This window comes from Streptomyces violaceorubidus, from assembly GCF_000717995.1.
GTDB lineage: Bacteria > Actinomycetota > Actinomycetes > Streptomycetales > Streptomycetaceae > Streptomyces > Streptomyces violaceorubidus.
In genome coordinates, this window is sequence record NZ_JODM01000018.1 from 1 (window position 1) to 12,173 (window position 12,173).

Genomic DNA, 12,173 nt, shown 5'->3' on the forward strand with positions numbered 1-12,173 from the left:
CTCGGGCAACGGAGCTCCTTCGGGAACAAGCTGTCTTGGACGACTGCCTGTACCAACGAGCTCCGTTGCTCCATGTCAGGACTTTCTCAACTCCCTTGCGTGACCTGCAAAAACGCTAACTACCCGGCCTTGGGTCAAGGCCCGTCCGCTGCCGCTGCGGGTGCGGCCGCGGTCGCGGTCGCGGGCGGCGGGGGCCGGCCGGTGCGGAACCCGGGCGGGCACAGCGCGTCCCCTGGTCGCCCGGCACCGGACCGATCTCGTACTGAGGGACACCCGTATGCCGGGGCTGGACGGCCTGGCCACCACCGAACTGCTGCGCCGACGCCCACAGCCGCCGCAGGTGCTGATCCTCACCACCTTCACCACCACGCGTACATTCTGCGTGGCCTGCGTGCGGGCGCCGTCGGCTACCTCCTCAAGCACACCCCTCCGCCACAGATCATCGCCGCGGTGGCGGACCCGGCACAGCAGACCAAGGCCGACGAGGACCGTGAACGCGTCCAGGCCGTGAAGCTGTCGGACCGGCTGGGAGACCGCGAGCGGGAGATCGCCCTGGGGGTCGCCCGCTGTTTGACCAACTCCCAGATCGCGGCGGCGTGCTGCACGATCCTGCCCACGGTGAAGGCACACGTGTCGCACATACTCACCAAGCTGGATCTGAACAACCGGGTGCAGATCGCCCTGGTCGTGTATCGCGCCGGACTCGTCTGAGCGCTGCACGGCGGCCGGGGCGGGGCCGGGCCGGGCTTGTCAGCGCTTTTCCGCGGGGGCCGGGCGCCGTCGGATGCCGAACCCGCCGCGGACCCACCATGCGGACAGGGCGACGAGCACGGCGGCGAGCGCTAGGCACAGCCCCGTCACCGTCCATTGAAGGGCCCACAGGTGGGAGGCGGGGTGATACTCGGCCCAGCGTCCGGTGATGCCGTGGGAGGTGAGGCACTGCTTGATGTCTCGGGAGGCATAGCAGTCCCAGACCTCGGACACGCGTCGGCCGTCCGGGGACAGCGGGCCGTCAGCCAGCAGCCACGCGTCGGCGGGAGCCGGGGGATCGACGGTGTGCTGTGCGTACGTGGTGTGGACGGGCCACAGGTGCGGCCGGGCCCGTTCGAGGAGGGCGAACAGTCCGGCGCCGGTGACGAGGGTGGCACCCATGGCGAGGACGGTCCGACGCAGGAAGATTCCGAGGGTCGTCCCCAGTACGAGGAACACGACGCTGAGGCCGACGACCACGGGTCCGATCCCGTAGAAGGGGTACCACGAGTGCCAGGCGAACAGGGGGCCCATGGCCTGGGCAGCCGGGTGCCACCACCAGGTCATGGCGGCGGCGAACACACCGCTGACGAGTACGGTCATGGCGAGCGGGACGCTCAGTTTCGCCGCGAACCAGCGCATGCGCGGCACGGACTGGGTGGCCACCATGCGGTACGTTCCGGATTCCAGTTCCTGGGCGAGTTGCGGCCCGCCGAGGAACATCCCGAACAGGAACGGGAGCAGCAGCATGGCTTGCAGGGGGCGCCGCATCGGGAACTGGTAGTGCTGTCCGAACGCGTTGAGCCGGCCCAGGCACGGCATGGAGGTCTCCTGGCCCTGACAGGCATCCAGGTGCTGAGCGGTGACGGCCGCGGTGATGTGCTGGTGCTGCACGACGGCGTAGATGGCGACGGCCAGCGCGGCCACGATTCCGATCCAGAACGCGGTGCGGTTCTGCCGCCAGATCAGCCAGGTCAATCCGCGCAGGCGCGGGCGTCGGGGGTCGGCCGCGGGGGCCCCGAGGATCCCGGTGCTCACGCCGCCACCTCGCTTCGGTCCGTGACCTGCGCGCTCGGAGTGAACAGTGGTGGTGCGTCGGGTGTGCGCAGGTAACCCAGGACGAGTTCTTCAAGGGTCGGGGTCCGGTGGTCGGTGTCCGGCGGCAGCCCGTGGTCGACTCGGACCAGGGAGGTGGTCCGTCCTCCGCCGCTGGTTGTCGCGATGACCTCGTACCCGTCCAGGCGCGCCCGGTGCCAGCGGTCTCCCGTCCCCGTGACCACCTGCCGGTGCTGGTCCAGAAGGAGGTCCACCTCGCCCGCCAGGCTGACGCGGCCGTTGTTGATCAGGAGCAGGTAGTCGCAGGCGCCCTCCAGTTCGGAGACCAGGTGGGAGGACATCACTACCGTGGAGCCGTCGCTGCGGGCCTGGTCCCGGAGGGTGTCGACCATCTGGTGCCGCACCAGCGGGTCCAAATCCGCCAGCGGTTCGTCCAGGAGCGTCAACCGGGGGCGCTTGCCGAGAGCGAGGGCGAAGGCGACACGGGTGGACTGACCGCCCGAGAGGGTGCCGATCCTGGCGTTCATCGGGATGCCGCCGCCCTCGACGAGGGCCTCGGCGGTCTCCTGGTGCCAGGTGGGATTCAGCTCCTGCCCCATACGGAGGATTTCGCGGACGCGGAAGCGCGGGTAGAGGGCCTTCTGCTGGCCGAGGAACGCGGTGCTCCGGCGGGCCTCACGGCTGCCGGGGTGGTGTCCGGCCAGGGTGATCGTGCCGGTGGACGGTTCGATCAGGTGGGTGGCCAGGGACAGCAGGGTGGTCTTGCCCGCTCCGTTGGGGCCGACGAGTGCGGCCATCCGTCCGGCGGGCAGCCTGAAGGAGACGTCGCGCAGCGCCCACCCGCGGCGGTAGTACCTGCCCAGCCCGCGGGCCTCGACAGCGAGGGCTTCGGGGACTTGCCCGTCTTGTGTGGAGTAGGTCATGGCGTACTGGCCTGCGTTCTTCCTGTGAGGGGGCAGCGGCGGGCCGCGCTCCGTGTGCGGCGGCTCTGGACCAGGTGTTGGTCTTACTGCTGCCGGGCCCGGTGGGGCGGCGCACGTGACGAAGTTATGGCTTGCACGGTGGCGGGGCTTCGGCAGAAAGACGGTGAGTGGTGGTTGCCGAAAGTCGGACTCGTGACGAGGCGTTCTATACCTTGGTAGGTCGTTCACGGCCGGGCGTCGGACTCCGGTGAACCGTCGGCGCCCCGCCCGAAGACGCGATCCGCCACGCGGCGGGAACTACGCCGACACCGTCCAAGTCGGGCCGGGGCGACCCTTCGACCAGGCGTCGGCGGTCCGGTGGCTCGACGTCCGGCAGCGCGGCCCCGGCCGCCTGCGCGGTCTGGTCACCGCCTGGGGGCGGACCTCTGTACCGAGTAGTCGGGCAGCGCGGGTCACGCGGCACGGAAATCGTGAGCCGGGCCGCCACGCCCCTCCACCCACCACCGGTCGTCCGGAACCGCTCCCGCGTCCTCCATGCCGGCGTCTTCGAGGAACACCGCCACGTCGTGATCGCTGTAAGCGGTGCCGAGTATCTCGTCCCGGCCGTGACGGTGCACGGTGACCCGTCGGCCTCCGGAGTTCGAAGGCCGGTGCACGACGAGGTGCGCGCGACTCACGTCCCCGGGGTTGTTTCTGTCGGCCCGGAAGCGCGAGTGGCATGCGAGGAGCGCGCGCGAGGGCGGTCGGCGGCCGGAGTCGTCGACGCAGGAGGCCGACTGCCCGCGGGGTGCAGGACGCCCTGTCCGAGGGCGGTCGGTGCGACGAGGGTGCCGAAGACCAGAACGATCAGCACCGTGTCGGACGGTGCCTGATCGGTGGGGCCGAGCGTCCCGGCGGACGCCGTTGTCGCTGCGGACCGGACTCGTTCAGGGCGGGCCCGCTGCAAGGAAGTGGATCACTCGTCGTCGGACGGGGCGGGCTGGAAGGCGATGGCGACGAGGTCGTCGCCCAGGGTGGGGGCCCACCGGGCGACGTCCTCCTCGATGAAGGTGACAAGACGGGCGGGGGAGCCCGGCCCCGCACCGCCGGAGCAGAGCTCCTGGAGGCGTTCGCGCAGCGGGTAGAACGTTCCGGCGCCGTCGCGTGCCTCGGTGACCCCGTCGGAGTAGGCGATCAGGATGTCGCCGGGGTTCAGGAGGTGCGTCACGGCACGCGGAGGTGCGGTCAGCAGGTCGCTCATGCCGAGCGGCAGGCTGTGGTCGGTCTCCGCGACCGACACCGTGCCCTGCCGGATGCCGACCAGAGGCTGATGTCCCCGGTCCAGGACCCGTACGGTACGGGCGTCGGCGGAGAACTCCAGCAGGACGGCCGTGACGAAGACCTCGTCCGCCGGTCCCGGGGCCTCACCGGGCGTGTATGCCGGGCCGGCTCCCATCGGTTCGGCCGGAGGGTTGTCGCGGTCCAGTTGCAGGGCCACGTCGATCCGCTCGGCCACCTGGCTCAGCGACGGCTGGAGCAGCGCCGCCTCCTGGAACGAGGAGATCACCGTGGCCACGGTCTGCGTCGCGCTGATGCCCTTGCCCTTGACGTCCCCGACGATCACCCGGATGCCGAACGGCGTCGGGCGGACGCTGTAGAGGTCCCCGCCGATGAGCGCCTCGTCGTCCGCCGCCCGGTAGAAGCCGGCCACACGCAACGGGCCGATCCGGGCGGGCAGCGGGCGCAGCAGGGCCAGTTGCACGGCCTCGGCGACCGCCTGCACGCGGCGGAAACGGCTCTCGGCCCGCCGGCGCACCCCACACAGCGCAGCGGACAGCAGGGTGACGACGGCCAGAACGGTCAGGGCGACGACGGTCATCGGGCCGACGTAGTCCTCGAGCACCTCGGTGACCGCCAGCAGCCCGCATCCGGCGGCGCCGACGGCGAGGACACCCAGCGGCGGGTACGTGAAGAGGGCCAGTACGACCGAGGCCGTCAGCAGCGAGCCGAAGAAGTAGCTCGGCGGTGTCACCCGGTCGAGCACCATGGTCGCCACGACGAGTGCGGGCGGGCCCCAGCGGAGCCACCGGGGCGGCCAGGGATGCCGCTCGGCCCACTGTCTGTGCTCCGCCGCGGCCCGCCCCGCGCCCACGCTGTCACCCCGTTCCTCACACGTTCCCGGTCCCAGGCTCGGTGAGCATCATGCACGAGTGGGCACGCCCCGGACGGCACCAACCCACCGCGCGACGGCACTGCGCGGAGCACGGGCCGCCGTGAAGTCGCCGCCCCGGTGGTCCGAGCCCTCCCCGCCGAGCGGTGCTCTGGACGGCAGACGCGAACACGGCCGGGGACGTCCTCACGGAAGTACGCTCGTGCGGGTGAAGGGGCGGCTTCCCGGGGCACGACCGTGCTCCCTAACCGTGCACTGTGGCCTTCCCCGGCAGATATCCAGGTACTCGGGGACAGATGGCCCTGATGGATCCGCTGGTGCCGGCTGCGGCGACGGCGTCCGGGTGGACGCCAGGCCGCACACCAGAAAAGCAACCGTGTCGTGGTGGCGCGGCGGCGGGCCGGAGGACGCCCGGCTTCGGTCCGCAGGGGCCGTCCGGCGGTGTGCGGGACCGCGGCCTCTGACAGCGCGGAAAGCCGGCCCAGCAGCGGTGCCGAGAGCTTGAAACCGACGGTCATCAACGCCGTGTCGAACTGTCGCGCGGCGATGCCGCCCTCCCCCGCGGAGCCCCTCGGACGGGGGACGCGACGGGTGTGCCGGATGACCATTGCTTCGAGACCGTGCGCCATTCGGGGATGATCGCACTCCCGTGCAGGGCGCCGCACCAGGCTTTCCCCGTGCTCGCCGCGACGGCGGGCCGTGACAGCGGCGGGCGGCCTGCCGCGCCCGGGGACGCGGCAGGCCGCCGTGGTGGGTCACCGCCGGACGGCGGCCCTCATGAGCGGTGGATCACCGGACGGTGGTGACCCGGTGCTCGGTGCGGGCGGCGCAGTTGGAGCCGGTGATCTGGACGCTGACGTTGCCGATGCTGCCGCCCCAGTCCACGCAGTGGCCCTTGCCGTAGACGTAGGTGGGGCCGGCGTACGAGGTGTACTTCCCGTAGTCCTCGTCGTACGCCTCGGTGTCGGGCACGTAGACCCACGCGGACATGTCCGTCGCGGTGCCGGGGGCGCTGCGGATGGTCGCGACGCAGTTCTTGCCGTTGGCGGCGTTGTAGGTGAGGTAGACGGTGCCGCGCGAGCCGACGGCGGCCGAGTTGACGGTCTTGTAGCCGCTGCCGCAGACCTTCTCGGGCGTGGTGTTGGGAGCGGCGGACGCGGGTGCGGCGAGCGCCGTCGCGGTGCCCAGGGCCAGGGTCGCCACGGCGGTGGCGGACAGGACGGAACGCGTGATGCGCATATTTCCCCCTTGCGGTCGTTGGAGTTGTTTGCTCCTGTCTGGTGTGACTACGGGCAGCAGGGATTGGTTGTGCTCCGGATGGGTCTTTTCCTTCAATTCCTCAGCGACAGACGGGTGTTCGAATGAAACCGGTCAGGGCCCATTGCTGTGTTTGGTGGGCGGTCGGGACCTGTGCGAATCTTCTGGTACTCCTCCGAAAGGGCTCACTCTCGTGATCGGCATGATCGTCTGGGACCTCCGCTCTCGCGCTTCGACGCGAGAGCGGTAGCCGGCACCTGCCTCCTGACGCACACGTCTGTCCGAGCGGACAGACGTGGGTTCGCCCTGCTCCTCGTCGAAGTGCTCTTCGTGCCCCCGCAGGCTCGACCACGAGGAGTACCCGGTGTCCACCATCCACTGGACCGACAACGACACCCCCCGATCCGCCCGCTGGCATTCCGAGAGCGCGGCCCCCCTCCCCCGGCGGACCGTCGTCGCGGACGACCGGATGAAAGCCGACGACGCCTACCGGCAGGCGTGCGAGGGAACGGCCCTGCTCTGGCAGGGCGACTTCCACAACGCCCGGCAACTGCTCCGGGCCATGGGCCACCGCGTCGACCGCAAGCCTCCCGGGCCCGGCACGTCACCGAGTGAGAGCTTCCACCTGCACCGGCGCGGCAGCGGTCACCGCGCCCGGGTCCTCGGAAAGCTCCTGGTACTGCTGGACGACGACTACACGCTGGGGTTGCGCCGGGCCCCCGACGTCCGGCAGGCGTGCAGGGAGGCCTACGGTCCTGCGACGGGCCCCACCGCGGTCTCCCTGCGCGAACTGCTCGGTGTGATCGGCGCACACCAGTGGCGGCGCAGAGGCGTCGAGGTACCGGCGCTCGGGGCTCGGATCCACCCGCACTACGGCGTGTTCGCGCCCGTCAGGGGCGAGTACGTCGACCTGGTCGCCCGCACGCCGCTGCCACCGGCGGCGCGGCACGGTCCCACCACCAGCACGGCGTTCGACCTCGGCACGGGGACCGGTGTCCTCGCCGCGGTCCTGGCCCACCGGGGAATCCGGCGGGTCGTGGCCACCGACATCAGCCCGCGTGCCCTGGCCTGCGCCGGGGAGAACGTCCACCGGCTCGCGCTGTCCGACCGCATCGAGGTGTCGAGCGACCCGGGCCTGTACCCCGAGGGCCGCGCCCACCTCGTCGTCTGCAACCCGCCCTGGCTGCCCGCCCGCCCGACCGGCCCCGTCGAACAGGGCGTCTACGACCCGGACGGCACCATGCTCCACGGCTTCCTCACCGGACTGTCCGCTCACCTCCGGCCGGGCGGCGAGGGCTGGCTCGTCCTGTCCGACCTGGCAGAACACCTCGACCTGCGGACCCGTCAGCAACTGCTCGACGCCATCGGGGCGGCGGGGCTCCATGTCGTGGGCAGGAGCGACACCAGGCCGCGTCACCCCCGCGCCAAGGACACCTCCGACCCGCTGCACGCGGCACGGAGCGCCGAGACCACGTCCCTGTGGCGCCTGGCCCCGGCACCCTGAACCGGAAGGGGCCACGGACGGGTACGGTCGACGGCACGCGTGGTCAGTCTCCGTGGCGCACCTGGTCACCCGGTGGTCCGCGCGGCGGACCACCATGCGGGCATGACCAGCGAAACCCCGTCCACCTTCGATGGACGTCTGCTCATCGGCGCCACCGGCTCCGCGGCCGTCGCCCTGCTCCCGGCCTACATCAACGCCCTGCGCGCCACGTTCACCGGCACCGTCACCGTGGTGATGACCCACACCGCCGGTGTGTTCCTGCCGCCGCACACCGTCAGCCTGTTCGCGGACCGTGTGGTGACGGGCGCTCGGGACGCCTGGCAGCGGGAGAACCCGGGGACCCTGGCGGCAGAGCACGACCTGATGGCCGTCCTGCCGTCCAGCGCCCACACCCTCTCCGCCGTCGCCACGGGCGCCGCGCCCAACCTGCTGACCGCGACGGTCGCGGCCGCCGAGGTCCCCGTGGTCTTCTTCCCGGTGATGACCGGCGCGATGTGGGCCAAGCCCGCCGTGCGGCGCAATGTGGACCAGCTCCGTCTCGACGGCCACCACGTCGTCGACCCGCGGGTGGGGCAGCGCTACGACGTCGCCCTCGGCAGGTTCGTCGAGTCGCCGATGCCGCCGGCTCCGCCCGCGGTCGTCGAGGTGGTCGGTAAGTTCATGCCCCGCCGCGGGCCGGTGGCGGACCGACCGTCACCCTGACCGGTAGGCGCCCGGTGTCGTGCCCGTGACCGCCCGGAACGCCCGGTACATCTGGGCCTCGCCGCCGAAGCCGCACGCGTCAGCCACGGCGGCGAGCGGGCGGTCGGGGTGGGCGCGGACCATCCGCTGCACGTGTGACACCCGCACCCTGCGGATCAGCCCCGTGAGCGTCTCCCCGTCCTCGGCCAGCGCCCGGTACAGCGTGCGCCGGGAGACACCGCAGCCCGCTGCCACGGCGGCGGCGTCCAGACCGTGGTCCAGGGCGTGCCGGCGCACGAACCGGTGGACGCGTTCACGCGTGAACGCCGTCGCCGACGACCGGGGCAGTGCTCCGTCCGCGGCCCAGCCGAGAGCGGTGTCCAGCAGGTCCAGGGCATGGGGCAGCAGCGCGAGGGCGGCCACGGGATCGCGGCCCTCCAGACGGTGGAGTCCGACGAGGAAGTCGGCGACCACCCGGCCGGGGGTCGAGGAATCCAGTTCCACGGCGGTCGCTCGGCTCAGCGAACGGTGCGGCAGGCAGTTCCTGGGCACCTTCACCACCAGCTGGGAGAAGTCGCCGGCGAAGTCCAGCTCGTAGGGGTGGGCGCTGTCGACGAAGGCCATCGCCCCCTCGGAGAGCACGGCCACGCGTCCGTTCTGCTCCAGCCTGGCCCGGCCGTCGAGCTGGATATTGGCCAGCACGACGTCCTCGTGGTCGCGCGCGATCAGCCGGCCCGTCCGGACCACCCGCTGGGGGCTCGCGGTCAGCGCGGCGAAGCCCACCCCGTCCACGTCGGACGTCTCGATGCGGGCTTCGAAGGTGTCGCCCCCGCCGGCGCGCACCGCCACCCCGACGAACGTGTCGCACACGACATCCGCCCAGAAGTCGAAAGCGTCGGACGCCCCGGCACCGGCGCTGGACCACCGGGTGCGGGAACGGACCGCCCGGCCCTCCTCGGCGGGCGGAGGGACGGGGACGGCGCCCGTGGTGGTGCGGTGCCCGGGTTGACGTGTTCTCATGGGCTCTCCGTGTCATGGGGGTGTCGGCGACGCGCGTCGCGACACGTGTGGAGAACGTGCCGTGATCGCCGCGGTGTTCCCGCCGGCCGGGGCCGGTGGGAACAGGGGTGATGACACGGATGGCACCGTCCGGCCGGTAACGGGCCGCCGCAGACGCCCTACAGCCGAGGGCCGGGTTCGAGGTCCGGGTGGCTGAGGCGGGCCAGGCCCCCGGAGGGCACCGGGAGGACCGAGGGCCCGGACGACAGTTCCGCGAGGGACCGGTGGACTAGGCGGCCGCGCGCGTCCCAGATCTCCAGTCGGACACTCATCGGGAACGAGTCGTTCACCACCAGCGGCGCGCTGTCGTCCGCGTTCGCGATCAGCACCTCGCGCCAGGGCCGTTTCGGCAGCGTCACCGCGTGCGGCGCGTAGCGGGCGACGATGTGGCGGTCCTCGTCGTGGGCGGCGATCAGCGGGTAGAGCAGGTCGGGGCGCTCCGGGAGCAGTTCGCCGTGCAGGAGGGTGTCCCGGTAGGTGCGCCACACCCGCATCCAGAACGCCAGCGCGTCCGCCGGGGCGTCGTCGAGGCCCACGAGGTCGACGGACACCTGGGGGACGCCGAACAGGGCGTTGACCAGGTGGTGCGCGACACGTTCGGCACTGTCGTCCGAGGCCCACATGATCGGATCGCTGTGGATCGGTGTGCCGGGCCGGGCCAGGCGCAGATCGACGATGCCGACCCGGTTCTGGGTCGCGCTCAGCGGGCAGTCGCCCACGCGCAGCATCGTGGCGAACCGACCGACGGCCGGATGCACGTACGGCTCGCGGAACTCGATCAGCGGCCGGACTCCCGCCGCCGCGACGGCGTCGGTGATCTCCGCGAGCAGCCGCACGGTCGCCGCCACGGGCGAGTGCGGCGAGGGGTCGTCGGGCACCGGGGTGGCGAAGCGTTCGAGGAAGTCGAGCTTGACCCCGTCCGCGCCGGTCTCCACGACGAGGTCGCGGATGCGCCGCACGAGGTAGTGCCGTGTGGCGTCGTCCCGGGGGTCGAGGACCGCGGCGTCGAGTTCCCTCTCGTCGTACCGCGTGGCGAGACCGGCCGTACGGGCCTCGGCGTGGTGGCCGAGGAAGGGGGTGCCCACCCACCACATGGTGCGCAGTCCCCGGGCCCGCAGTTCGGCGATCAATCCGGCCGGGTCGGGAAACTTCTCGGTGGCCGCCTCCCAGTCGCCGCACGAGCCGTAGCCGCGTGCCAGTGACATGGTCTGCCAGCCGTCGTCCACGATGACGACGCCGAAGCCGAGCGCGGCGGCCCGGTCGGCCTGGGCCAGTACCGCCGCGGCCGTGACGTCCTGGTGGGCGAAGTACCAGGTGCACAGCACCGCGTCCTCGGCGCCGGGTGTCACCGGGGGCCCGTCGCCCCGCTGGAGCCAGCGCCCGGTGTCCGGTACGGCCGTCGCGAAGGGGCGGCCGGAGACGTCGAGCAGCAGCCGGACCTCCTCGCCGGGTTCGGCGTCCCCCACGGTCACCATGACGGCGAAGTCCGCGCTCTCCTCGACCAGTCCGGCCCGCACGGAGGTGCGGTGGCTGCCGGCGTCGAGCGCGTAGACCAGGCCGGTCCGGTCCTGGCGCCGCAGCAGGGCGCCGAAGGGGAGGCCGGTGAGGGCGGTGGTGTCGGCGGGTTCTCCCCAGGAGGGCGGGATCGTGGCGTGCGGGGCGGTGCTGCCCGGGTGCCACCAGGTGACCGCGTCGGCCGCCGGGACCAGGACGGTCAGTTCCAGCGGGGCGGGGCCGGTGCGGAACGCGATCTCCCACACGCCGTCGGCGAGCTCGGCCGCCCGCACGGGGCCGGTGCCGGTCGCCTGGAGCCGGAGTCCGCGTGCCGTCGCCGTCGTGCCCAGGGGCACGGGTTCCTGCGGTGGGGCGGTGTCCCGGCCGGGCACCCAGAAGGACGCCGGTGCCGGGGATCGAGTGTCAGTCATTTGTTTCCCGAGAAGGAGATTCCGCCGATGATGTGGCGCTGGGCGAGAAAGAAGATCAGTACGCAGGGCAGGGTCACGACGACGGTCGTGGCCATGAGCAGCGGTGTGTTGGTGCCGTTCACCGACTGGAATCCGGCGAGTGCCAGCGGCAGCGTCTTCCACCTGTCGTCGGTGATGAAGATCGCGGCCTGGAAGAAGTTGTTCCAGTACGACATGAACTGCAGGACCGCGGTCGCGATCAGCACCGGGCGGGACAGCGGGAGGTAGACCGACCACCAGATGCGGAACCATCCGGCGCCGTCGAGGATGGCGGCGTCCGTCAGTGACTCCGGAAGCCGCAGGTAGAACTGGCGGAACAGGAAGATGAAGAAGGCCGATCCGAAGAAGGTGGGCACGATGATCGGCCACAGCGTGTTGAGCATGTCGAGGTTCTTGAACAGGACGAACTGCGGGACGATCGTCACTTCCTGCGGGAGCAGCAGGGTCGCCAGCACGATGCCGAACAGCACGTTCGAGCCGCGGGCCCGGATGCGGGCGAAGGCGAAGCCCACCAGTGAGGACGAGTAGACGACCGCCGCCACCGGGACCAGCGTGCTGAGCAGCGAGTTGCGGAAGTACCGCCAGAACGGGAACGAGTTGAGGCCGCTCGAGAAGTTCGACCACTGCCACTGGACGGGCCACAGCGCGATGCCCCCGCTGGAGACGCCCTCCGGTGTGCGCAGCGCGGTCGCGATCATCCAGAGGAAGGGGTAGACGAAGACGACCGATCCCACGATCAGGACGGCGACCGAGGTGTAGCGCGCGGCCGACGTCCCGTCGCCCCGTGCTCTCGGGGCGCGTGCGGTCCTTTCCGCGCGTGTGCTAGGCAT

At 71.7% G+C, this 12,173-nt stretch carries 12 protein-coding genes; 4 read left to right on the forward strand and 8 right to left on the reverse strand.

The genetic code is table 11. The features are described 5' to 3' along the window. Window positions 1–277 precede the first annotated feature (277 nt). Window positions 278–511, forward strand: a complete 234-nt coding sequence (locus IE94_RS41135) for a response regulator (protein WP_245235288.1) — start codon at window positions 278–280, stop codon at window positions 509–511. Then, complete coding sequence (locus IE94_RS41140) at window positions 451–711, forward strand: response regulator transcription factor (protein ID WP_051777566.1); 261 nt, start codon at window positions 451–453, stop codon at window positions 709–711. Before IE94_RS41135 ends, IE94_RS41140 begins: the two co-directional genes overlap by 61 nt. Before the next feature lie 39 nt (window positions 712–750). Here the strand turns inward: IE94_RS41140 and IE94_RS0120860 are convergent, their stop codons facing one another. From IE94_RS0120860 to IE94_RS0120880, 5 genes are all read right to left on the reverse strand, one after another. Further along, window positions 751–1,788, reverse strand: coding sequence for an ABC-2 transporter permease (locus tag IE94_RS0120860; protein WP_078606539.1), 1,038 nt, complete (start codon window positions 1,786–1,788; stop codon window positions 751–753). Beyond that, window positions 1,785–2,729, reverse strand: coding sequence for an ABC transporter ATP-binding protein (locus IE94_RS0120865; protein ID WP_037923108.1), 945 nt, complete (start codon window positions 2,727–2,729; stop codon window positions 1,785–1,787). Before IE94_RS0120865 ends, IE94_RS0120860 begins: the two co-directional genes overlap by 4 nt. Before the next feature lie 452 nt (window positions 2,730–3,181). Further along, window positions 3,182–3,406, reverse strand: coding sequence for a hypothetical protein (locus IE94_RS41145; RefSeq protein ID WP_030186543.1), 225 nt, complete (start codon window positions 3,404–3,406; stop codon window positions 3,182–3,184). A gap of 278 nt (window positions 3,407–3,684) precedes the next feature. Further along, window positions 3,685–4,860, reverse strand: coding sequence for a PP2C family protein-serine/threonine phosphatase (locus IE94_RS0120875; protein ID WP_030186544.1), 1,176 nt, complete (start codon window positions 4,858–4,860; stop codon window positions 3,685–3,687). A gap of 807 nt (window positions 4,861–5,667) precedes the next feature. Continuing rightward, window positions 5,668–6,117 (reverse strand): hypothetical protein, encoded by a 450-nt coding sequence (locus IE94_RS0120880; RefSeq protein WP_030186545.1) that lies wholly within the window; start codon window positions 6,115–6,117, stop codon window positions 5,668–5,670. A gap of 382 nt (window positions 6,118–6,499) precedes the next feature. On the opposite strand from IE94_RS0120880, the gene IE94_RS0120885 reads away from it, so the two are divergent. Both IE94_RS0120885 and IE94_RS0120890 read left to right on the forward strand, forming a co-directional pair. Beyond that, the gene (locus IE94_RS0120885) at window positions 6,500–7,639 is read left to right on the forward strand and encodes a methyltransferase (protein ID WP_030186547.1); all 1,140 of its coding nucleotides are present in this window, start codon (window positions 6,500–6,502) and stop codon (window positions 7,637–7,639) included. A gap of 102 nt (window positions 7,640–7,741) precedes the next feature. Then, window positions 7,742–8,341 carry a flavoprotein gene (locus IE94_RS0120890; protein WP_030186549.1) on the forward strand — a complete coding sequence of 200 codons (600 nt, stop codon included), beginning with the start codon at window positions 7,742–7,744 and terminating at the stop codon, window positions 8,339–8,341. Here the strand turns inward: IE94_RS0120890 and IE94_RS0120895 are convergent. The 3 genes from IE94_RS0120895 to IE94_RS0120905 all read right to left on the reverse strand — a co-directional run bounded on the left by IE94_RS0120895 (window position 8,333) and on the right by IE94_RS0120905 (window position 12,173). Continuing rightward, window positions 8,333–9,340, reverse strand: coding sequence for an AraC-like ligand-binding domain-containing protein (locus tag IE94_RS0120895; RefSeq protein WP_078606540.1), 1,008 nt, complete (start codon window positions 9,338–9,340; stop codon window positions 8,333–8,335). The two genes, IE94_RS0120890 and IE94_RS0120895, sit on opposite strands and share 9 nt — an antisense overlap. 158 nt (window positions 9,341–9,498) lie before the next feature. Beyond that, window positions 9,499–11,304, reverse strand: coding sequence for a TIM-barrel domain-containing protein (locus tag IE94_RS40640; RefSeq protein WP_106977944.1), 1,806 nt, complete (start codon window positions 11,302–11,304; stop codon window positions 9,499–9,501). Then, a complete protein-coding gene (locus IE94_RS0120905; RefSeq protein ID WP_051777570.1) occupies window positions 11,301–12,173 on the reverse strand; it encodes a carbohydrate ABC transporter permease in 873 nt (290 codons plus the stop codon). The genes IE94_RS40640 and IE94_RS0120905 overlap by 4 nt, the downstream gene beginning before the upstream one ends.